24 protein-coding genes and 1 pseudogene are annotated in these 23,824 nt (G+C 32.2%); 8 read left to right on the top strand and 17 right to left on the bottom strand.

The genetic code is table 11. The annotated features are described in order from the left end of the window. Positions 1–190 precede the first annotated feature (190 nt). From CLOS_RS03885 to CLOS_RS16010, 14 genes and pseudogenes are all read right to left on the bottom strand, one after another. Positions 191–1,558, bottom strand: coding sequence for an alanine/glycine:cation symporter family protein (locus CLOS_RS03885; protein ID WP_012158614.1), 1,368 nt, complete (start codon positions 1,556–1,558; stop codon positions 191–193). Between the two features lie 175 nt (positions 1,559–1,733). Continuing rightward, a complete protein-coding gene (locus CLOS_RS03880) occupies positions 1,734–3,101 on the bottom strand; it encodes a sigma-54-dependent transcriptional regulator (RefSeq protein WP_012158613.1) in 1,368 nt (455 codons plus the stop codon). After that, positions 3,088–4,929, bottom strand: coding sequence for an ATP-binding protein (locus CLOS_RS03875; RefSeq protein WP_041718966.1), 1,842 nt, complete (start codon positions 4,927–4,929; stop codon positions 3,088–3,090). Before CLOS_RS03875 ends, CLOS_RS03880 begins: the two co-directional genes overlap by 14 nt. 560 nt (positions 4,930–5,489) lie before the next feature. Further along, entirely contained in the window at positions 5,490–6,290 is an 801-nt protein-coding gene (locus CLOS_RS03870) for a nitroreductase family protein (RefSeq protein WP_012158611.1), read from the bottom strand. 243 nt (positions 6,291–6,533) lie between these two features. After that, positions 6,534–7,433, bottom strand: a complete 900-nt coding sequence (locus tag CLOS_RS03865; RefSeq protein WP_012158610.1) for a PhzF family phenazine biosynthesis protein — start codon at positions 7,431–7,433, stop codon at positions 6,534–6,536. Between the two features lie 56 nt (positions 7,434–7,489). Further along, positions 7,490–8,377, bottom strand: a complete 888-nt coding sequence (locus CLOS_RS03860; protein WP_012158609.1) for a LysR family transcriptional regulator — start codon at positions 8,375–8,377, stop codon at positions 7,490–7,492. Between the two features lie 657 nt (positions 8,378–9,034). Continuing rightward, a complete protein-coding gene (gene splB, locus CLOS_RS03855) occupies positions 9,035–10,045 on the bottom strand; it encodes a spore photoproduct lyase (RefSeq protein ID WP_012158608.1) in 1,011 nt (336 codons plus the stop codon). A 428-nt stretch (positions 10,046–10,473) separates the two neighbouring features. Beyond that, positions 10,474–10,587: pseudogene (locus CLOS_RS15525) on the bottom strand (ATP-binding protein); the annotation flags it as partial. A gap of 372 nt (positions 10,588–10,959) precedes the next feature. Then, positions 10,960–11,382 carry a hypothetical protein gene (locus tag CLOS_RS03850; RefSeq protein WP_041718963.1) on the bottom strand — a complete coding sequence of 141 codons (423 nt, stop codon included), beginning with the start codon at positions 11,380–11,382 and terminating at the stop codon, positions 10,960–10,962. Between the two features lie 208 nt (positions 11,383–11,590). Continuing rightward, on the bottom strand, positions 11,591–11,851 hold the full coding sequence (locus CLOS_RS03845; RefSeq protein ID WP_012158606.1) for a hypothetical protein: 261 nt from the start codon (positions 11,849–11,851) through the stop codon (positions 11,591–11,593). A 524-nt stretch (positions 11,852–12,375) separates the two neighbouring features. After that, entirely contained in the window at positions 12,376–12,582 is a 207-nt protein-coding gene (locus tag CLOS_RS16505; protein WP_408626282.1) for an ATP-binding protein, read from the bottom strand. Positions 12,583–12,600: 18 nt separating this feature from the next. After that, positions 12,601–12,783: a hypothetical protein gene (locus CLOS_RS15205; RefSeq protein WP_049753777.1), complete on the bottom strand. Its 183-nt coding sequence runs from the start codon at positions 12,781–12,783 to the stop codon at positions 12,601–12,603. Positions 12,784–12,833: 50 nt separating this feature from the next. Continuing rightward, on the bottom strand, positions 12,834–13,013 hold the full coding sequence (locus tag CLOS_RS16500; protein ID WP_198006321.1) for a winged helix-turn-helix domain-containing protein: 180 nt from the start codon (positions 13,011–13,013) through the stop codon (positions 12,834–12,836). Between the two features lie 162 nt (positions 13,014–13,175). Beyond that, complete coding sequence (locus tag CLOS_RS16010) at positions 13,176–13,403, bottom strand: response regulator transcription factor (protein WP_198006320.1); 228 nt, start codon at positions 13,401–13,403, stop codon at positions 13,176–13,178. Between the two features lie 513 nt (positions 13,404–13,916). On the opposite strand from CLOS_RS16010, the gene CLOS_RS15810 reads away from it, so the two are divergent. The 8 genes from CLOS_RS15810 (at position 13,917) to CLOS_RS03800 (ending at position 19,475) form a co-directional block, all read left to right on the top strand. Beyond that, positions 13,917–14,072: a hypothetical protein gene (locus CLOS_RS15810; RefSeq protein WP_156774389.1), complete on the top strand. Its 156-nt coding sequence runs from the start codon at positions 13,917–13,919 to the stop codon at positions 14,070–14,072. Positions 14,073–14,540: 468 nt separating this feature from the next. Then, complete coding sequence (gene istA, locus CLOS_RS03830; RefSeq protein ID WP_242649594.1) at positions 14,541–15,449, top strand: IS21 family transposase; 909 nt, start codon at positions 14,541–14,543, stop codon at positions 15,447–15,449. 70 nt (positions 15,450–15,519) lie between these two features. After that, positions 15,520–16,646 (top strand): IS3-like element ISClsp1 family transposase gene (locus tag CLOS_RS03820; protein ID WP_156774368.1). Its coding sequence is split into 2 segments (ribosomal slippage): positions 15,520–15,775 and positions 15,775–16,646, totalling 1,128 coding nucleotides; the frame shifts between segments, so codons are not numbered across the junction. Continuing rightward, positions 16,639–17,262, top strand: a complete 624-nt coding sequence (locus CLOS_RS03815; RefSeq protein ID WP_198006319.1) for a Mu transposase domain-containing protein — start codon at positions 16,639–16,641, stop codon at positions 17,260–17,262. Before CLOS_RS03820 ends, CLOS_RS03815 begins: the two co-directional genes overlap by 8 nt. Continuing rightward, entirely contained in the window at positions 17,262–17,981 is a 720-nt protein-coding gene (istB, locus tag CLOS_RS03810) for an IS21-like element helper ATPase IstB (RefSeq protein WP_012158605.1), read from the top strand. The genes CLOS_RS03815 and istB overlap by 1 nt, the downstream gene beginning before the upstream one ends. A gap of 137 nt (positions 17,982–18,118) precedes the next feature. After that, positions 18,119–18,343, top strand: a complete 225-nt coding sequence (locus tag CLOS_RS03805; protein ID WP_049753776.1) for an RNA polymerase sigma factor — start codon at positions 18,119–18,121, stop codon at positions 18,341–18,343. Between the two features lie 690 nt (positions 18,344–19,033). Beyond that, a complete protein-coding gene (locus tag CLOS_RS15805; protein ID WP_156774388.1) occupies positions 19,034–19,201 on the top strand; it encodes a hypothetical protein in 168 nt (55 codons plus the stop codon). Continuing rightward, on the top strand, positions 19,191–19,475 hold the full coding sequence (locus CLOS_RS03800) for a hypothetical protein (RefSeq protein WP_049753775.1): 285 nt from the start codon (positions 19,191–19,193) through the stop codon (positions 19,473–19,475). The genes CLOS_RS15805 and CLOS_RS03800 overlap by 11 nt, the downstream gene beginning before the upstream one ends. Positions 19,476–19,516: 41 nt before the next feature. Here the strand turns inward: CLOS_RS03800 and CLOS_RS03795 are convergent, their stop codons facing one another. The 3 genes from CLOS_RS03795 to CLOS_RS03785 all read right to left on the bottom strand — a co-directional run bounded on the left by CLOS_RS03795 (position 19,517) and on the right by CLOS_RS03785 (position 23,752). Further along, positions 19,517–20,287 (bottom strand): formylglycine-generating enzyme family protein, encoded by a 771-nt coding sequence (locus tag CLOS_RS03795; RefSeq protein WP_012158603.1) that lies wholly within the window; start codon positions 20,285–20,287, stop codon positions 19,517–19,519. A gap of 341 nt (positions 20,288–20,628) precedes the next feature. Then, positions 20,629–23,079, bottom strand: coding sequence for an ABC transporter permease (locus CLOS_RS03790; protein ID WP_012158602.1), 2,451 nt, complete (start codon positions 23,077–23,079; stop codon positions 20,629–20,631). Continuing rightward, entirely contained in the window at positions 23,072–23,752 is a 681-nt protein-coding gene (locus tag CLOS_RS03785; protein ID WP_012158601.1) for an ABC transporter ATP-binding protein, read from the bottom strand. Before CLOS_RS03785 ends, CLOS_RS03790 begins: the two co-directional genes overlap by 8 nt. Between the last annotated feature and the right edge of the window lie 72 nt (positions 23,753–23,824).

Below are 23,824 nucleotides of genomic sequence, written 5' to 3'. Positions count from 1 at the left end.
ATAATATATGTAGGGAGTGTGTTGTCGAAGGACTGTTACCTAGTGATGGTTTTATATATGATGTTCGTTAGCACAATACTAAATAATCTATTTTTCTGCAGTTTTTGCAAATTTATTCAGCTGATCAATATCCACCCAATGATCTGGATACTAAAAAAAGTTGGGTATGCTTTTGCACACCCAACTTTTATTAATTCTTTCCTTTTAATTTTTCATCATGCATCTCAAAATATTCTGTCTTTAATTTCAATACAGTACCACTTAATAAAATAAGAGCTATAAGGTTTGGTATTGACATCAGACCGTTGGCTGTGTCAGCAAGTGCCCATACAAACTCTAGTCCTCCAACTGATCCTATAACTATAAAAATAACCCACAATATTCTAATCGGTAGAATTACCCTAGGTCCAAACATATATTCCCCTGCTCTTTCACAATAGAAATTAGCAGAGATTAGACAGGAGTACCCAAATAAAATAGCTGAGGCCATTACAATATAACTACCTATATTACCTGGCAACAAGCTATTAAATGCTCTCATTGTGAGTGCTGGACCAGATACACCCGTTGTCCATTCTCCAGAAATAATTATTGCAATACCTGTTATTGAACTGATAAGAATTGTATCCACAAACACCTCTGCAACACCCCAGATCCCTTGGTCAACTGGATGCGTAACTCTGGCGCTACTATGAATAATCGGTGAACTGCCGAGACCAGCCTCATTGGAGAACATCCCCCTTGCAAATCCCATTCTGACTGTGGTAGCTAATGCAGAACCAGCAAATCCCCCTGTAGCAGCCATTGGTGTAAATGCACTTTTAACAATGGTTCCTATTGCTACAGGAACGTGTGTAATATTTAAGACCAAAATTGCAATTCCTGTCAAAATATAAAGGCCGCCCATAAAAGGAGCAATTATTTCACAAACACGTCCCATTCTCTTAATACCACCAAGTATTACAACACCTGCAAGGATTGCTAAAACTATACCACTTACCAAAGGTTCAATTCCCCATTGTTCATTTAAAGAAAGCACCATAGAATTTGTATCCACTATTGCTCCCACTATAAAATAGGTGATAATTACCATCACACTGAAAAAGTATGCTAAAAACTTGCTATTTAACCCCTTATCAAGGTAATACATGGCCCCACCGCTAAAGGTACCATCTTTTCTTCTTTCACGATATTTAATACCTAGAGCAATCTCTGAAAACTTTGTAGCCATGCCAAAGAATGCTGAAACCCACATCCAAAATATCGCTCCAGGACCACCCATTGCAATCGCAGTTGCAACACCTGCAATATTACCAGTACCTACAACCGCTGCTATAGCTGTTAGACCCGCTTGTCCAGATGAAATATCACCTTCACCTTCTTCTGACTTGTAAAACATCTTACCTAAAGTGTTTTTCATAATATACTTGAAATTTGCTACCTGGGGAAATCCTAATCTTATCGTTAGTATAATCCCAGTAATCAGTATAAGACCTATCATATAAGGTCCCCACACCAGTTCATTCAAGATATCATTCAATTTGTAAATTGATTCCATTTTTCTACCTCCTTATTGTTTTGACATATATTAAAGCAATTCCTATGCCAAAGAGAAAAAAGAAGAAAAATCGAATCTTTTGTTGAATTGATTGAATAGTTAAAAAATTATCAAGGGTTGTAAATCGTTAAAAGGAAATATTTTTCCGATTTTTTTGAAATTTCTTTCCAATCCATTACCTTTCAATTTCTTTTAAAAGATTATAGAGCTGTCTTCTGGTAATTTGAAGTATCTCTGCCACTTGGTCAAGATCTTCATTACAATAATGAATTGTAGAAATGATATGTTCTCTTTCTTTTTCCTTTCTAAAATCCCTCAGACTCATTGGCGTATAGCTCCTACAACTTGATTCAGATAATTTATCCTGCTTTCCCACTCCTTGTCCCATGCATGATAAAATATGCCTGTGGATCAAGTCCTCATCGTTGAGAACAACTATCCTCTCTATAATATTCTTTAGTTCACGAATATTACCTGGATAATCATAATTCAGTAAAAAGTCCATGGTTTTGTTGCTAACTTCTATTTCTTTTTTCTTCATTTCATTCTGATACTTTATAAAAAAGTACCTTATCAGATCTGGCAGATCTTCTTTACGTTCCCTTAATGGCGTAATCTCAATGACTAAAGTGTTGATACGATATAATAAATCTTCTCTGAAGTTATTATTAATCACTTCCTCTTCCAAATTCCTATGTGTTGCACAAATCAGTCTAAAGTCTACCGATATCTTTCTATTACTTCCCATTCTTTCGAAACTCTTGGTATCCAACACCCTTAGGAGCTTGGTCTGTACATACGGTGTAAGTTCACCGATCTCATCTAAGAATAATGTGCCTCCTGCTGCTTCCTCAAATCTTCCAATTCTTCTTTCGATAGCTCCTGTAAAGGCTCCCTTTTCATGCCCAAAAAGCTCTGACTCTATGGTGTTTTTTGAATATACTTGACAGTTAACATCGATGAAAGGATTATTTTTTTCCTCACTTAGCTGGTGAATATAATTGGCGAGAACCTCCTTCCCCGTTCCAGACTCACCATAAATTAGCACATTGGCCATACTCTCTGAAGCTTTTTCAGCCAATGTAAGCACATTCCTAAATTTATCGCTCTTTGTATCTAAATGCCATTGCTCCTTAGTAAGTTTTTCAGACATCCTTTTATTGGAAGCCTCTAGACTCCTCATCTTTACCAACTTCTCAATTTCTATAATTAATTCTTCTGGGTTATGACCCTTTATAAAGTAACCAAATGCCCCCTTACGTATTGCCTCCACTGCTGTTTCCACAGTCCCATATCCTGTAATAATTATTACAGCACACTCTGGTACAGTATCCTTCAATTTCTCCAGAAGCTGAATACCATCAATGCCCGTCATTTTGAGATCTGTTATTACAAGGTCCACAGGATTTTTTTCCACCATTTGTAGACAATCTTCTCCTGAAAATGCGGTATAAACCTCATAACCCTTGTCCCCTAAAATTAATTCATAAAAGTCCCTGAATTCGCTCTCATCATCTACTATTAATATCCTAAATCCCTGCATTTAAAATTTCCTCCTTAATTGGAAACTCCATAAAAAAAGTTGTTCCTTTATCCAATTGACTTTCTACCCGAATCTCTCCACCGTTTTTACGAACCTCATTATACACGATATACATTCCAAGCCCGATGCCCTTCCCTACATTCTTGGTAGTGTAGAAAGGGTGAAATATATTTTCCAGTGATTCTTTAGAGATTCCCTCACCCGTATCTGAAAATACTATTTCAATGGCCTTTTTCTTGTTGGTACAAATGATATTAATTTCTCCTCCCTCAGGCATTGCATCTATAGAATTATCAATAAGATTTAATAAAATATGATGAAGTGAGTAACGGTGCATTTTAATATTAAGGTCTTCTCCACAATCAAATGTTGCTATAACATTATTCATTTTTAATGTGGCTGATTCCAATGTAAGAACTGATTCAATCTGGCCTTTTATATTAATTAAGCATTTCTTGTCTTCTGACACTCTTGTATAATTTAGAAGCTCATCTACAATACTTCCCGCCCTTTCAACTGCATTATTAATATAAATTATGGATTTATCGATTACGCTGTCCTTACCTTTAAGGCGTGATTCCAAAAGATAATTATAATTTCTTATAATGCCCAGAGGATTTCTAATCTCATGAGCTACTCCTGATGCCAGCTGACCAATTGCGATCATCTTATTTTGCTGAATTAGTTGTACCTGACTGCTTTTTATATCCGTAATATCCTTTATTGATAAAAGTTTTGCGCCCTTTTCCTGTTCCATGTTGATTACCTTATAAACATAATACCTGCCTTGATGTATAAATTCATCACTTTCCTTACCAGAATCCAAAATCGATTTAAGGTGTGTGTCTCCCTTCTTATTAAATAGCTGCTTAAATGCATCATTAGCATTAAGTAATTCCTCATCATCTAGAACCACCGCTATGGCATCATCAAGACTGTTCAGCATATTAATTAAATCATTTCTACTTCTTGTAAGCTCTGCTGTCCTTTCATCTATTTTATTTTTAAGTGTTGAAGTCCATAAAATAAAACCTATTATTCCTAATATTAATAATTGAATAAGCACAAGTACTGTCGTTAAAAGATTGGTTGGTATCTTATTTTTAGAAATAGTGGCTGAAAGCCCAAACCATTTTTGTTGAATCTTTTCAATATAATGAGACCTTTTTAATTGAAGAATCCCCTTATCCATTATGGTCTTTAATATTTTATTCTGAGGGTGAATTGCTATACACACGTCCTGTTCATATAGTACCTCAGGCAATACCTCTACAGCACCGTTTACATTCATATCATTTATTTGATGTAAAATTACAGGCTCATCACCAATCACCATATTTACTTTTCCATCCAGTAATAGTTTAATTCCCTCCCTAATATTCCCTATCTCAACTATTTTCACCTTATAATTATGATTCTGTATGTACTCGATTCCATAGTCTCCCGATGGAATCGCTATCACCAGCTCCTCATCAAGCGTGGAAATTCCCGTTATCTTTGAATTCTTATTGACCAAAGCAATCCCTCGAATTTCATAGATTGCATTTGAAAATATCATACTTCTTTTTCTCTCTTTACTTGGAAACATATCACACATATCTGCTTTTTTATCTACCACGCTTTTAACTGCCTCTTCCCATGTCATAGGGATAAATTGTATATCTGTACCAAGCTGTATAGATAAGGCTCTTACATAGTCAAGTACCAGACCACTATATTGTTTGGTATCTCCCTCAAGAAATGCAAATGGGGGTGCATTGGAATCTGATGCAAAGGTCAATGGTGCCCTGTTTTTTAGATAATCCTGCTCTTCAATAGTCAAAGGCATTGAAAGTTTTATATAATCAATTACAGATAAATCATATAAGGTTATAAAGTACTGATTAATTATTATAAGAAAAAGACATATCAGAATTAATACAGGGATTAATAATGTTTTGTTTTTAATAATGATAACCTCCTATAACATCTAATAATAAATTCTTTCTACTTCATTTCTTTTTTCTCATATCCAATTCTTTTTTTCATCATATCATTTCTGTAGTAAGAAGAAAATACATCATACGAGGTGAAATATGATTCCACAATATACGAAAAAAATTTTATATTCCGTATCCGCATTTCTGATGCTTGACCGAGGCACTTCTCTGTAAATCAAGGGGGGAATTGGTCAAAGTATGCACAATGCATTCGCTTTGATTTTTACAGAATTATTTAATTTAGAGATTGGAACCATACTTAACTTATTAATTATGTTATGTTCCATTCTCTACCTTATTATTAGAAAATCTCACATAAACCGCCGAGATATGCTTCAAATCTTGGCGACTATAGCAAATGGTTCTATGGTGAACTTATATTCTTATATATTCGCCTTACTATCTGGTTTTATCGCCATTCAATCTCAGCTTTTTTTCTGGGAACCGTCCGCATATATTGAACATCGGCATATCCCATTGCAAGGCAGGTCACCACCTTTTCTTTTTTTGTAAGACCAAGCTCTTTTCTAATTTTTTTGTTGTGTTTTGCCGCCACTGTAAAAAAGCCTACATACAGCGTGCCAAGCCCCATGGCCTCGGCCATCAATTCCATGCTCATCGATGCAAGTGAAGCATCCACATCATCATCCGAAATAACAAAGAGGACCGTTGGCGCTCCATGGAAAAAGAAGCCTGGTTCTAATTGATATCCACTTACGTCATAAGGAAGCTGAACAAATTTTCCCACAATTTCCAGCAGACGCTTCAACTTTCGAAATGTTTTCAACGCCTCATTTTCTAACATAGGAATGCTTTCTTGTGCAACAATATATCTTATCCTTTGCTTATTACTTCCAGTAGGAGTAAATCGTCCTGCTTCTATGATTTTCTTGATTACTTCCTTTTCTACCTGCCTATCCTTATAATGCCTTACCGAACGCCTGAACTGTATTGTGTTGAGAAGAATATCCTCATCAATACCGAAGATGTTTTTATCATATGTTTTGACTTCCTGCATATCATATCCCCTCATAGTAAAAGCGTCTTTTGGACATATGGCAACGCAGTGGCCACATTCAAGACATTTCTCAGCCATCATTGTGGCTTTCCCGTTTTGCAGTACAAGCACATGGAGCGGACAGTCTTTGCAACATAGCCCACAGCCAATGCATTTTTCCACATCAATTTTTATAGTACTATTTCTATTCATGATTCACACCCCTATTAAATTTTTTTATGAAATATTCCATATCGAGATCAAAGTCTCGCTTCATCCATTCTTTGCTTTGCATTCATAATCCAATGTATTTATAATATCCTTGAAAAAGAATAAATACAATATTGAGAAAGCAAAACGAGATGAATCTTTTTCTTGTCATTTAAATATAGAAGAACAGCTTACATAATTTGATACTTTGTCAAGTTATGTAAGCTGTTCATATAGATTGCTTCATTAAAGATTTATAGTTCCATGAATTGAAATAACTGCCTTTCCCCCAACCTTGATAGTCGGATTAGCTTTCCCTGCAATAATTTTTATTGCTACTTCTCCTGGTCTTCCAGTTGCATGTCCTTGAGCAATTGTAAATTCATGGTCTGTTTTTGAGTCTAAAATATTTTCTAATACTAAGTATCCTGCTAACGCGCCATTGGCCGCTCCTGTAACAGGATCCTCAGCGATCCCTACTGCTGGTGCAAAATCCCTTGTATATATTTTATATCGCTCATCAAAACTATTAAAACTAAACAAATGAGTAGTCGTAATATTCCACTTCAGATTTAAATCTTTTAATTCTTCTAATATGGGTACTGATGCATCGATTGCTTTGCTGTCCTTTACGGGAATTAATAAGTGCCAATTTCCTGTATATGCTAGCCTGATCGGATATTTATCATCGATGTCCCTTGGATTAATCCCGACTACACGACAGATTTCTTCCTTATCTACCTCAAATTGTTTGGTTTTAGGTGCAACTTGAGTCATCACAACACTATTTAGTTTATTCTGTTGCATAGACCATTCAACTGGAACAACACCAATGTTTGTTTTCAATCTAATTTGTGGGGCTTTTTCTAACCAGCCATACGCCATTGCCATAACCCATGATAAACCTATCGTAGCATGACCACAAAAATCAACCTCGCTACTTGGTGTAAAATAACGCACCACATAATCATAATTTTCGTCATTAGAAGGAAATAAAAATGCAGTCTCTGAAAGATTCAACTCTCTTGCGATCTTTTGCATGTCATGCTCATTCAGCCCCATCGCTTCGGGAACTACACCTGCAGCATTGCCACCAAAAATTTGATCTGTAAATGCATCTACATGATAAACTTGTATCTTCTTCATAACTAACACTCCTTTTTCATATTTGATAAAGTAAGTGTATAGCAAAAGAATTCTCATTACAAATTACGATTTCCGCTATTAGCAATCGTTTTTTGTGATGATAGATCCAGAAATGTTTGAAAAGTCCTTGTCATTATCCTATCTTTTCTTCTTAAAAAAACAAGGGGATTCTGATTATACGCTTTAGGGAGTTCATAAATAAAGAATGAATTCGACTTACTGTATTTCTCAGCTAAAGATCGTATTGTAATCGAAAAACCCAAACCCAATTCAACAGAAGTAAAAATGCCGTCCCAAGTGCCAACTTGAATTGACCTTGGTAATTGAACATTCTCCGATTGAACCCACTGTTCGAATTTTCTTTTATAGATACAATTTTGTGATGCTACAATCAAATCATTTTTACAAATTAATTCTAAATTTTGAGAATCTGACAATTGCTGACCTGTAATTAAAACAAGTTCATCATCTATACAAATTTCCTGAACAAGTTCCTCATTTTTTATAGGTCCATCTACAAAAATACCATCCAACTCATAGTTTAAAATCTTGCCCAATAATGCCGCTGTAGATTCAATATAGGTTACTAGCTCAACATTAGGACAGGCTTCTTTAAAACCGCACATTATATAAGGTAACCGTACTGCTGCTACTTCTACAATTAACCCAATTTTTAATTTTCCTCGAGTTCCATCGTGCAAAACACTAACCACTTCATCTTGTAAACCAATTATTTTATTCGCATAATCCAAAAATATTTCTCCGGAATTAGTCAGCACTACGCCTCGACTGTTTCTGATGAATAAATCTACTGCCAATTCTTGTTCCAGCTGATTGATTCTAGCGGTAACATTGGATTGTGCATAGTTTAGGTGTTCTGCAGCCTTAGTAATATTCCCAAAAGAAGCTACTGTTTTAAATATTGCCAAGTCTTTTATATCCATGTCTCACCTCTGTGAAATACAAGTTATTTAATAATTCATCCAAAAGCCTGAAGCTACAGTTGGAATTATAGCTTCAACCATAAAGCAGGGCGACCGAAGCCGCCACCAACGCCATTTTTCACCCTACAGTTTTGCTATTGGCTTACTGTTGTTTTCCATCTTTTCTTTCATTTGGAACTGTAAATCAAGCCATAAGTCTTACACATGAGCATTATGCAACCCGCTGCCGAACATCCTTCTTGCTAACGATGAGGGGGATTTCATTATTAAAAATCATTGCTTCCTCATATCAATTTCTCTTTTTTCATCATAACATTTTTATAGTAAGAAGAAAATATATTATCCCAGATAAAGCATGATTTCACAATATGTGTCTATGCAAAGTACACCATACGTGCTATTTCCCAGTTTTTAGATCTCGTTTAGTTGATTTGAATAAGAAATGATTGTAACGCAAATTATAATAATTCTTGATACAAAAGCCCTGGAGTATTCTATATATACTCCAGGGCTTTCAACGATGATATTTTTTATGTCTGATTGCTTTTCAAATTTTGCGATCGTCTCCACATGTCTTGAGAAATATCCTTATTTGTTATATTTCCTTTCTTAGTATCCTTATGGTGTATTCCTATTTATTAGAAAACGGAATAACTATTATGTGAAATATTCAATTTTTGCATTTGAAAAATTTTCATTGATAATTTGAGCAATATAATCTCTTATCTCATCGCTTTTTTTTCTAGGATAAACGTGCTTAAATTTTCCATAGGGTCCCCATTTTAATTGTCTATTTTCCTCATTTAAATCTAATTCTGTCTTAGGAAACCTTTTAAGAATCAATTCCTTAGCTGTATTCGTGAACCTATGTTGTATTAATTCAAATGTAATTTTTTCTTCGTAGCCTTCCAATTCAGATTTTAATTTATCCAGTAATTCTTTATAATCCTCTTGCCAATTATCATATATCATAATTGGAGCGATAATAAATCCCAACGGGTATCCAGCTTGTGCAATCTTTCTTGCAGCTTTTATTCTTTCTTCAAAGCTGGCGGTATTATGCTCAAATTTATTTATTATGTATTTAGTATTTATACTAAATCTAAATTTAGTATGCTTATTGTGATTTATATCTAAAAAAGAATCAATATGATCATATTTAGTGACCACTTTAAGTCTGCCATTTTCACTTTTAGCAAAAAACTCAACACATCTTTTAAGATTACCTGTTAGATGTTCTAAAGCAATTGGGTCCGTAATACTTCCACACTCAAAGTAGGTAATATTAGGCAGGTTTTCATCTATATGCCTTTGGATAACTGCCAGTATCTCGTCTATATTTACGAATACTTTCATACAGGGTTTCTCTCCCTGAGTTGTTTGTAAATAACAGTATTCACAATGCCCTGGGCATGAACTCGATAAGGAGAATTGGTAATCTGCCGATGGGCTACAATGTCTTAATTTTTTTTCTTTATTTACAGTTAGATAAATTGTTTTCTTAGCTTTAACATAATTTTCAATGGAAGATTCACCTTCAATTAAAACTGTTCTTCCTTCAATTATAGGAACATTTAATTTTTCTAATTGTTCCCTAGCAAATTTACCAACTTCATATTCCATACTTTTAGGATTAATAAATGCCTTATACGGTATAAATAATTTCATTTTATTCACCTCATGATAATATTATCTCCAATTATTAGCGATTATCTTAAGGAAATAAATGAAATATTATGTAAAAAATATGTTATAGAAGCATTCGCCCTCCTCAGATACCATCGATGACAAAAATTCTAAAATACACAAATCTACCCATGTTCCTCCATCGTGTAGAGATTATTTTCACCTTATCCAACCCTGAGGCTATAATCTTAACCTCCTAAAGCTTATCTGAAAAAGCATTACGCAGTTTTTTGAGTGCTCTATTTTCATGGGATTAACTACTTGGTGCTAGTATAAAAGCATAGACACGAAAAGTAGGATATAATATTTATATCTGAAAGGAAGTGTCTAAATAAAATCACACGGCAAACGATATGATGATGATTTTAAAAGAATGCTAGTCGATCTCTACAATACAACTAATCATAGAATCCTGCTTTTTTCTTTTCTTTCATTCGAGAGCTGTCTCCTTTGATATTGATGGTTGTAGAGTGATGAAGAAGTCGATCGATGATGGCTGTTGCTAACACAGGATCACCAAACACCGCTGCTGAGTACCAACGAAGTTTATATACCACCTACTAGTAGATAGTAGGTTCCTTCGACGCCTTCAAAAATTGTAGTTTTCTTAAGGCTTATTAAAGTGTGTTTTTTAAAGAAAAAGTAGATATTTCTTTCAAATATTAATTATTATTCTGTTGAGATATTACCACTAGACTTTCATCCTTGTTTTCTGTTTTTAGGTATAAGAAAAGAGGCTAAGTTTATCTGGTCATTTAGTTGACTTAATTCTTAGCCTTTTTCCCTATATTTATCTTTGAATTTGCACAAACACTGCTGTTCCTTCTAATCGATTTCTGTTTAGTTCACTATCAGAGCGTAATTAGAAGTATTCTTAAGGAGATTTATAATCTTTTCTATTTATAAATTCTTTTTTTATATTTATATGTGAAAGCTGCAATACATATATTTATGATTAAAAATACAACTATGGGTAAGAAAAATATTAATACTTCACTTCCATTTATACTTCCCATTGCTATACCAACAAATGATACTAGTGAACTAAATATAAATAAAGCTATCGAAAATATGTATAAATAAACATTTGTATATAAAGTAAATACAATAAACATTAGTATCAGTGTTATATAAGGTCCTGCAATAAATGGTCCCCCATAAAACACATCGGCAATAAATCTCCCCGTGGGAATAAATAATATACCTAGAAATATAACTAAAAATATAGTTAGGTGATATAATTTACTCTGTTTAAACCACGTATAAAATGTCTCCATTTTCTGTTCCATTTTATTTGATACTATTTTTTTATTATTCATAGATTTTATCACCTCGCACAGCTTAGATTCCCGCCAGTTTCACCAGGATTATTGAGTTTTATTCGAAGCCAAGCCTCTATTGCATTAGCTGCTTGCTTCTGCCTGCCATTCTATCTTTATTGTCTATAATATATTTTAACATACCATCATCACACGAACATTTGGGATATCCTCTATCCCCATAGCATCTATCATGATCTCTACATCCTTAGTCTAGTAAATCAATAGGTGGTCCGCTTCCATAAGCTGGCCCACACCAATTTCCCCCTATTGGAATTGAGGCTTGTACTTGAACTTCTCCATTGTCAGTAATAATACATTTTTGTATAATTATTTGTTCTGCATTCATTTCATATTTATTTATACCTACACTTGTGGAAAAAGCATTTATAATAGTCCCCGTAGGTAATAAAAATACTATCGTTAAAAGCAAGCACATGAATCTGTTCAAACCTTTTTTTCTATTCATTATTACCCCCCTTTTTTAGAAATTCCATAAATTCATTTGCAAAATCTTCACTTCCTAATTTTTCATAATCAAAAATATTAATTTGATCCTTTTTAATACTAACTATACATTTCTTAGACACTATAGTTTAATGGGCCTAATTTGAAAGGGAGCTTATAAGCATATTCATTCCACTTTAGGGTCCCTATTTCTTAGAATTACTTAATCACTTCAATAACTGGTCTACTTAGTATTTTATTTACAGCACTATGATGAATTAAAATATTAACACCGTAGATTAATACAGAGAAAAGTATGAAAGTTAGATAATCAAAATAGATAAATAAAATTTTTAGAGTAAATGTCCTGATAATATCGGTATTATAAACATCAATATTATACTTAATAGAATCACTACAAAAAATGATTTTATTTGTTCTATACTAATATTACAAAACCAAAGTGATATTTAGGTGACTTTGTAGAATTTTACATTAAAAATTGCACCATAATTCTTGATTTAAAATATCAAAAGCATCGTCTATTCACTCGTAAACATAAAATTCTTTAAAATTCATTCTGTCAACTTGTGCATCCAAGCTTGACAACTTCAATAAAATATCTACTAAACAATTCAATCTTTTCAATTGTAATTTCAAAGCATGAAATTCTTGTAAACCTTCCTGCTCTATTTCCAATAGTTCCAAATCCAAAAGCATAGTTGTAATTGGTGTCTTTATCTGATGAAAAATGTTTTCTAAATTTTCAATTTAACTACCTGACGATTTCTTAGTCTGTTCTCTTTCTTCTACAAACATTAAAAATAGCTTATATATCTCATCTTCTAAAATAGCAAAATCATCTTGTTTCATAGGAATTGAATAATCACCACGGTTTAATTGTTTTATTAATTTCATAATTTCATCGATACGTTTTCTTTGTCCCCATTTCATAATTCCATAGAGTAATAAAACTGCTTGTCCAAAGGATATATATCATTACATTAATCCATCCTGTATCCAATTCCACGTACAGTGGTAATAATCGATTTTGATGTTTTGTCTCGTATTCTTTTTATCGTGGCTGTCAACGTATTGTCGTTGACAAATTGTTCACGTTCTTCCCAAAAACGCTCTAAAAGTTGGTTCCTTGTATATATTCTGTGTGGATTTTTAATAAACAAAGAGAGTACCTCGTACTCAAGTGCAGTAAATTCAAAAGGGGCATCCAAAAAACAAATAATACCTTTATCTAAATCTAGAGCACATTCCTTATACTTAATTGTATTGCCAGTGCGAATGGGTAAGGTTCGTAAAGTAGCATCAATTCTTGCTCTTAAAATACCTCAGTTAAATGGTTTGGTTAGATAGTCATCTGCCCCACTATCTAATGCTTCAATAATGAAACTTTCATCATTTTTTACCGTTGTAATTATTACCCGAATATCTTTATTTTTTAAGGTAGCCAATAAGCTAGTTCCGTCTTTATCTGGTAGATTGATATCTAGCAAAGCCAAATCGAACAGGCTATTCATTTTATAAATTGCTTCTTCATAAGAACTTGCAATATCCACACTATACCCATACTCTCTAAATACTTGCGAATCTGTTGTGCTATTTTTTTATCATCTTCAATAATTAATAGTCTATACACAAATAAAATTTACCAATGCTGTATGTTCATGCCATTATTATAGCATATTCGTCGCATGTATAGTGGGAGAGGAAGCTAAGTTTTTTGTGGCCTTTATTGTTATTTTTTATGGCTATATATAAAAACTTAGAGAAAATTTAATCTATCTTTATCTTCCCTAAATCTATTGTTTGCCATGTTCAATGGTAATTTTAGCTTTAGCAAATTTTTATATTTTTTGATGTCATTACTTTGACATGAGGGGTTATACTTAGTGGTTAGTTCTTTGTTTATTTAGAAATAATAAGGTATAAATATTATCTATAGTAAGACGTATAGTTCTAACAATGTCATCTATAAAACACTCTATTTTTAGGGGTCAAATTGGTGTTAGTATAAAAGCATAGATACGAGAATCAGGATATAATATTTATATCTGAAAGGAAGTGTCTAAATGAAATCATACAGCAAACGATATGATGATGATTTTAAAAGAATGCTAATTGATCTCTATAATACAACTAATCCTACCTTCCAGAATCTCGAAAATAAATATGGGATAACAACTACAACGATACAAAGATTTTATAGCATCATTTATGAGGCGTAGCACGATAATTTATCATCGTTTCAGTGGAATTGTGCATACTTCCCTAACAAGCAAAAGTATCAGGTGGTCACCCTTATGCCTGCTTGCCACTTTTGTTCGTAGAAATAATCCTCTTTAGCCTACACAATAAAATAACAAAATACTTGTACCTTCATTTTCAAAACATTTTTCTAGAATATTCCCTACTTTCACTATGAACAAAGACAATATTAATATCTACAAAGATAAAAAAATAATTTAAAGATAAGTTTAATAAATAAAAAATGACAAATTTCTTTTTACATTGTTTATGGCATAATTAAATTAGATAGAATGGCAAGATAAAATTAGAGAACTAGAACTGGAAATTTTAAAAATATATTTTCTTGTTGTAGGAATCAAAAAATGAAAAAACCATTGCCAGCAGTCCTAAAAAATATTACCCTTTTAGTTGCGAATCTAAAGGGGGTAAGTGAAAGGATGCTAACAATGGAACAACAAAAGTATATCAAAAAATGTTGTATAAATAAAGGAGAATCTATTAATAGTGTAGCTAAAAAAACTGGACATCATTGGAGTACTATCAAGAAATACGTAGAAAAAGAAGATTTTAATCAGCCCATTAAAATTAGACAGAAACGTACAACAAAGCTAGATAAAGTAAAGCCTATCATTGATCAGTGGCTACTTGAAGATAAAAAAGCAAAACCCAAACAACGCCATACTGCCAAACGCATTTATGACAGACTCTGCGAAGAATATGCTGATATCTTTAGCGCATCGGATAGGACGGTACGTGAATATGTATCGAAAAGAAAAAAAGAACTTTATGATGATACTGAGGGATATGTTCCTCTTAATCACCCTGGCGGGGAAGCCCAAGTTGACTTTGGAGAGGTTGAGTTTTTTGAAAAAGGAACCAAGATATCAGGCTTTCACCTTAATATTTCATTTCCAAACAGCAATGCGGGCTATGTGCAGCTATTTAAAGGACAAAATCTAGAATGTCTATTGACAGGTCTTCAGAGTATTTTCAAGCACATGGGCAAGGTTCCCAACAAAATTTGGTTTGATAATCTTTCTCCAGTTGTAAGTAAAATTGAAAAACAAGGGAAACGGAAATTAACCGAAGGTTTTGAGAGATTTGCCCTACATTATGGCTTTGAACATAACTTTTGTAATCCTAATAGCGGACATGAAAAGGGCTCTGTGGAAAGCAAGGTTGGATATTATAGAAGAAACTTTCTTGTTCCAATACCAAGGTTTGATAGTATTGATGAATTTAATAAGAAGCTTTTTGTCAAAGCTGACGAGGACATGAAAAGAGCTCATTACAAAAAAGATGCCTATATTTCTAAGCTCTTTGAGTTAGAAAGAATTATGATGAGAGATGGATAGGCTACAATTAATTGGACAGATAATTTAAGGGCATGTACAATAAAAATATAAAATTAAAGGAGCTACACCCATGTCTGTTGAAAAACGTCCTCGCCGTACCTATACGGATGAGTTTAAAAACCAAGTAGTACAATTATATAAGAATGGAAAACGCAAATGCAATATTACCCGCGAATACGATATTGCTTCTTCTTTATTAGACAAATGGATCAAACAGGCGGATACTAGTGGTTCTTTCAAAGAAAAAGATAATCTTACTCTAGAACAAAAGGAACTAATTGAACTTCGTAAACGCAACAAACAGCTTGAAATGGAAAATGATATTTTAAAGCAAGCCGCGCTGATTATGGGACGAAAGTAAATGTGATTCGTAACAATGCTCACAAATACTCAGTATCAGCAATGTGCAAGGTCCTAGAAATTTCAAGAAGTAGTTATTACTATGAATCAAAGCCAAAACAGTATGAATCTAAGCTAACTTCCAAAATCAAGAAAATTTTTCAGGAAAGCCGTAGTAATTATGGCACCAGAAAAATCAAAGCAGTTCTTAGAGACAATGGATATCAAGTCTCCCGGCGCAGAATCGGAAGAATCATGAAGCAGGAAGGGTTAGTATCAAAGTATACAGTGGCTCAGTTTAGGCCATATGCAGATAAATGCAACGAATCACAAATAGAAAACTTGGTAAAACGGGAATTCGATGATCGTTCACAATATAATGTAGTTGTAAGTGATTTAACATATGTACGAGTAGGAAATCAATGGAATTACATATGTGTTCTTGTCGACCTATTTAATCGTGAAATCATCGGATATAGTGCAGGTAAAAATAAAGACGCTAACCTAGTTTCAAAGGCATTTGCACGTGTAAATACAAATTTGAAAAATATCCAGGTATTTCATACAGATAGAGGCAATGAATTCAAGAACAAACTTCTGGACGAAACCCTTAAAATATTTGATATAAAGCGCTCCCTTAGCAAGAAAGGATGTCCTTATGATAATGCAGTTGCAGAAGCAACGTTTAAAATCATAAAGACGGAATTTGTAAAATATAAGGTATTTGAAACGCTAGAGGAATTACAATATGAACTGGCTGATTATGTGAACTGGTTTAATAATCACCGACTTCATTCCTCGTTAGGTTATTTAACGCCAGCTACATTCAGAATGAATACCCTTAAAAAAGTTGTCTGAAAAACTGTTGACAATCCAAGATCTCCCTAAGAAGGACTATGAAGTATATAGATTAGAAAAAGCAAAGGCTGATGCCTATGGCAAAGTAAAACTAGATAAAGATTACAGTTACTCTATTTCACCAGCATTTTCTGGCAAGGAAGTATGGTTAAAAATCACTCATAGCAAAGTGCATATTTTAAATGAAGACTATAAAACTATTCTTAGCCACAACAGATTATATGGGAAAAATTATGAATCCATGGACTGGGTTCCATACTTAGTCCTGATGCAAAAAAGGCCTACGGCTCTTAAATACACAAGCTTTTATGATGATATGCCTTTAGATCTTAAGAGCTACTTTGAAAAATGCGATCATGAAGAAAAGAAAGTGGGCTTGAAAGTACTCTCCAAGTTATTATTAGAGATGGATTTAGAAAAGGCTAGTGAAGTGTTTAAATTAGCAGAAGAAAAAAACCTACGAGATGAAGATAGTCTCACTGCAGCCTACCATAGATTAACCAGAGGCGTTCTAGAGATTAAGGATATTAAACTGAGCATGAATGTGCCAAATTTAGATCCGTATATAACAAACAACTCAGAATATGACATCTTCTTAAAAGGAGGTGTACAGTAATGAAGGAGTTAATTATGGACTATTGTAAGCAGCTTAGATTAGGTGGTCATATAGCCAATAATTATGAAAACATTAAAGCAAATACCTACGAAGAGTTTTTAGTAAAAGTATTAGAAATTGCCGTCCAAAATAGAGAAGTGGTCAAGAAAAATCGCTCTATACAACAAGCAAAATTTGATGTATTAAAAACCTTTGAAGGCTACGAATTTAATGATATTCAAATTCCATCAGGAACTACAGTAGATGAGATTAAAAGCGTAAGTTTCATCGATAAAAAAGAGAATTTAATTTTGTACGGTCCCGTAGGGACGGGTAAGACCCACCTTGCCACTGCCGTGGGGCTTGAGGCCATTAATCGTGGCAAGAAAGTAAAGTTTTTTAGAACTGCAAGCCTTGTAAATCAACTAATTGAGGCTAAAGAAGATGGCAGCTTAAATAAGTTTTTTAAGCAACTAGATAAGCTAGATTTACTGATATGTGACGAATGGGGATATATCCCTTTAGATATAGATGGTTGCCAGCTCTTATTTCAAGTAATAGCAGACTGTTATGAGAAAAGAAGTGTCATAATTACAACAAATCTTGAATTCAGTAAGTGGAATAATATTTTTTACAACGAGCGTCTAACAAGTGCTATTATAGATAGACTGGTGCATCACAGCCATCTATTGTTATTCACAGGTAAAAGCTATCGCTTACTGAACTCAAGTATAAAATAAGATACATATTTTTGCATTTATGGATAATCGGATTGCTGGTTTTTATCCTGCCAAATTATATAATTTTTACTTGCCAAAAACATTACATGGTATCTTATTGTTATATTTAAGCATTCAAAAACTTGTGAGGTACCGTGATGTTATTTTATTTAGCTTTAATAGATACCCCAGAAGATAAAAACAAATTTGAGGAGCTTTACATCTCCTATGAGAAAACAATGTTTTATGTGGCAAATAAAATTTTGAAAGATAAGCATTTATCTGAAGATGCTGTTCACCAGGCTTTTTACGCATTATCGACAACTTGCATAAAACAGAAGAAATTAACAGTCACAGAACAAAAGGATTTATGGCTATTATAACTGAAAACATAGCAATTGATTTATATCGCAAATGTTAGATGGGCTCCCCAAAGAAAATGAAATATACTATGATTTTTCTAAAATCTATAAAGGAAAGATGAATTTTGTTATCATTGTGTGTATTCTTTTTAATCATTATTATCATAAATATTATGTAAATAAAATGGAAGAATCCTCGTCTGTAGGAGGATTCTTTATTTATTGAGGAAGCCTTCAATGATTATAGCCAAGCAGAAGAACTGATCTATCAAGAAGTTTTAAAGAACAATTCTTATAGATTTGAAATTTTTAAAATAAAGAAGAGTATCTACGATATTTGGCTTTTTCATTTTGACACGGAGTTAAATGATTACTTTAGTGTAAATGATGAAAGACACTTTATAGATTCCCTAGAAAATGCGAAGGTTGTTGAAAGAAACCTTATAGCCTCCGGAGGTGAAAAGCAGATGAAAAAATCAACTATATGGAAACGACTTTTTAAAATGAAAAGCAAAAATAAAATGATATGGATTACCATTGTATATCTTCTCAGCAATTTCTTTTTGTATGCTCTAACATATGAATGTCAAATGTATTTTTTTATTTACAAATTCGTTTTTAGCGTGTTGCTAATACCACTAATCTACTATTGGTACAGATGTATATAAAAAATAAAATACAAGTAACAATCCTATGAAGGAGGTATTTTTTATGAAGAAAAACCAGTTAGCTACTTTAGGATTGTCGGTATTTTTGCTGGCACACACAGGAATTGCTGTTTGTACCAGCAAAAATACCTGTAAAATCATCATCTTACACATCTATTATTGTTCCAAGAATGCAGTACACAGAACGGGTGGCAACAAACTTGATTATTGATTCAAAAGGAAAAGCAACAGTCACAGCTTCCGTAGAAAGGTACAAGAATATTACCTCTAAAGTAAGTCTTTCCGCAGAGCTTCAAAGCTATAAGAATGGAAAATGGTCTGAGGTCACTACCTTTTCTGATTCAGACAACTCCCATAGAGTTCGCCTTTATGAAACCCATAAAGTTTCCAAAGGGTATACATATCGAGTGGTAGTAACGTCCACCACTGTACATAATGGAACAAGTGAAACTGGAACTGTTACAAGCAGTAGTGCAACTGAATAAAATCATCATCCTAGTCCCATGCGTGAGATTATACAGTATTCCTATAGTTTTGTAAGTGCAATTCGAAAACCAAGGTCATCCACCCTTAAATCAGGCATGCTTTTCCTTCTATTGGTAGCACCACAATTGTTTTCAACTTCAGCCCAACTGCCTCCACGGAAAACTCTATAGTTTCCATATCGTTCAGCATCATACAAATCCCAGCACCATTCCCAAACATTACCGATAATATCGTAAAGACCCCATGGATTAGGAAGCAGTTTTCCGACTTGATGAACGGATCCATTTGAGTTTTCTTGATACCATGCAATCTTATCAATTCTTTCATACCGATATCCCTTGGTTCCTGCTTTACACGCATACTGCCATTCTGCGTCTGATAGTAATCGAAAACCGTTCGCTTGCTTGTTATATATAGTGTTTTCACTTTCATTTGTAATTGTGTAGCATTCAGTCCTGCCAAGTATTCTGGACAATGCATTACAAAAAACAATCGAATCCAACCACGAAACTTCTGTAATTGGCATGTCATTCGCACTAGATTCTACTTCTTCCTGATGCATGACAAAATGATACAAATGCTGTGTTACCGGATACTTCATTACATAGAAAGGTTCAATCTTTTCAGTCCATATAATCACCTTTCTGTCACTTTCCCTTCCAGGGTCTGCTAAAGTATAATCGGAACTAATCCATTTATTCACATTAATATAATCGCGTAATTCAACGATTCCACCTTCTATTGGTACCATCAAATCCATCAAATCTTTGAGGAAGTGCTCCCCATCTCCTCCGTACTTGTCAATTGTCATATTGACCTCCTGTCTACTTCAATATTTCGCATTCTTTTTCCATTGACTACAAACACACGGGACTGTCAAACTAAAAGAGTGATCAAAACCTAGATTTTTCTCACCATTTTCATTCCAAAAGAACCACCGTCTCCACGTGCCTTGAGGTGACAATAAAGATGTCATAAGTTGATATTATCCCCTTGGTATATGGATATATTTATATCTGTTGTTTCATATAAATTTTTTTCAGTGATAATATAAAAATATAAGTTTTACATTATTAATAATGACAAAACATAAAATATATATTGAAATACTTTATTTCTCTAAGAAAATATTCTTATATTTTAATTATTTCACTAATAATTCACTAATATATTAATGATATCTTCACCTGTTACTTTCTTCATTGCAAAATAATATATGATATAGCTTGATATAGTTATTATTAGAAACATTCCTATAATAAGTGCATAAGGAATCATTTCCATATACTTTACAATATCTAAATAAGGAAGTGTCATTATCAATGATCCTATACATACTATTATTATAACTATTGATGAAATGATAGATGTTATTATATCTTTTATCATATTCTTTATAAACATCCTTTCTAAATCCTTATCATACATTCCATTACTTAATAAAATTCCAATTTCCCTCCTTCTATTAAAAAACATTAGATTTGTTGATGAGTATGAATTGGCTATATTTAGTAAAATTACAGTCACCACTATTAAGGTCTCTAAAAAATATATACTTTGATTATTAAGTTCTTCCATTTTATTGTCTAATATATTATCTCTCACAGAATATTTTTCATTTCCATCAATATGATTTTCCATTATATATCTTATTCTATCAGCATATTCTCTAACATTTTCTTCTTTAAATTTCATATCTATATTATAATATAAAATTGGAAATTCCATGTCATTTCGTTCAAACTCTCTTCTAGACTCTTTCATGATTTCCTGAAAATTATCAATAGAAGTAACTAATACAATATCATACAAATCTATTTGTTCTTGATTTTCAATAAAATGCTCTATTTTTTTAGTTATTTTGATCTTTTGTGTGTTGAAATCCTCTAATAATTTTACATCTATTTTATTAATTTCTTCATCTAAATATCGAATAAATTCTGCATCTTTATAGAATTTTTTTGAATCTTTTTGAACAAGATTTATAAGAACTACATCATTTTTATTATTAGTGAGTTTGAAAAAGTTTTCATCGTCCAGTCCTATTAAAGTAGCATGCGATAAGTTTTTTTCCTTATCATAAAATATTCCATCAAAGCCAGGATTAAATCCTACGTCATTAAATTCATTGCTATATTCTATTGTGGAAGTATCTACGAAGTATCGCTTACTAATAGAAATAAATGATTTTTCTGGTTGAAATTCTTCTTTTATTTTGGAAAAAATTTCTGGATATATATTATTTTCTGTATTATATCTTAGTTTAATATTAAAATCTCTGTCATAGCTATATCTCTCTCTATTATATTTATCAATAGTATTTATACAAATAATAGATCCTGTTAAAACTAACCCAACTATAGTAACTACTAAAGCTGGCCTTAATAATTTACGATTATTTATCTCTAATTCTTTAAATACATTTTCAGATTTTTTATTTTTAAATTTTTTACTCTTAATATTTTCCTTTAATCCATCCAATATCTCTATTTTTGAAATTACTCTCGTTGGCAATGTAGTTGATATTATCAAAATAGCAAATAATATACAGTTTATTAAAATAATTGAACTCCAATTAAAATTAAATTCAAATATTTCTCCAACTACTAGTTTTTGTTGTAAAGAAAACAAATTCATAAAAACAGCCTTAATAATCAATAGTCCACAAATTTGGCCTAATATTAATGGAATAACTGATATCTTAAATATTTCTTTAAACAAAAGTTTATATATTTGAAAATTCGTAGCACCTATAGATTTATACATAGAAAACTCTCTAATTTTATATATCCCCCAAATATTAAATATATTTTTTATCATCATGGTGAAAATGATAATTAATATGGCAGGAACTAATATCATATTTATTAAAAATCTTGAAATATTGAATCCATTTTCATCTATACTAAAAACTCTAAGTAAACTCTCATTCACAATAATATAATTATTTTTTCCAACAATATCCTTTATATCACTTTTAGTTTCATATACTTTAGTCAATTTTTCAAGCTTTATACAAGGATAATATTGATTATTACTATTATCTATCTTGGAATAAATTCTTTGTAGATTATTACTGTTCTTTGTCCTATATATTCCAGAGATTTTGTATTCATGTGATACAGATTTTTCAAACATTTCATTTTTATTATAGCCTCTTGTAGGAGATATTACTTTCCCCTTTAATAATCTGTTTCCTTTCTCTAGTAACCTAGTATCTCCAATATTAAGATTTAATTCTTTGCTAGTTTTTTCAGATATTAATATCTCATTTGTCTCTCTTGGAAACTTACCTTCTTTTAAAATGTTCTTTTGCATAGAAAAATATACTTCATCATATTCTTCTAAAATAAATATATTGTCATCTAGTTTTATAGATTTTTCATCCGATTTTAATCCAATTTCTTTTACATTAGGTAATTTTTCAATTTCTTTTATTATTTTTTTATCTACCTTAGAATATAAAGTTATATCCTCTGGCATATCTAGTCTAGATTCGTTATAATGTTCTAATCTTTGAGTTACTAAAATATATCCCAAAATTGAAACTACAAGAGCAGCTATAAATACAGAAATGATTATTGAAATATTTTTTTTATTCATTTAATTCATCTCCTACAACTTTACCATCTATAATAGTTATTACTCTATCTGCCTGTAATGCTACATTTTCATCATGGGTAATAACTATTATAGTTTGTTTTAAAGTATAATTAAAATATTTTAAAATATCTATTATCTCCTGAGAGTTCTTTCTATCCAAATTTCCAGTAGGTTCATCTGCTAGTACTATAGATGGACTATATATAAGACTTCTAGCTATGGCAACTCTCTGCTGTTGTCCTCCTGAAAGTTCATTTGGAAAACTATTTAGTTTCGATTCTATTCCAAGTTTAGAGATTATATTACCCATAAATGATTTATCTACTGAACGCTTATCTAGCTTTAATGGCAGCTCAATATTATGTTTTACTGTTATATTAGGAATTAGATTATAAAATTGATAAATAAGCCCCACCTTTCTCCTACGAAATAAGGCTAATTCTTTTGAAGAGTATTTCGAAATATCTGTTCCATCTATATAAATTTTTCCCTTTGTTGGTGTATCTACTCCACCTATTAAGTGAAGTAATGTAGACTTACCAGATCCACTAGGTCCAATAACAGCAATAAACTCCCCTCTTTTTACTTTTAGATTAATACCATCTAATGCACTTACTTTATTCTCACCATCACCATATATTTTTGTTAAATCTTCAATCCTTAATATTTCCATTTTAATCCTCCTAATTTTCTTATTACGCTAATTATATAAAATGAAAATGATTTTAAAGTGATTTTTATCTAT

Source organism: Alkaliphilus oremlandii OhILAs (genome assembly GCF_000018325.1).
Lineage (GTDB): Bacteria > Bacillota > Clostridia > Peptostreptococcales > Natronincolaceae > Alkaliphilus_B > Alkaliphilus_B oremlandii.
This window is presented reverse-complemented; position numbering and strand designations above follow the sequence as displayed.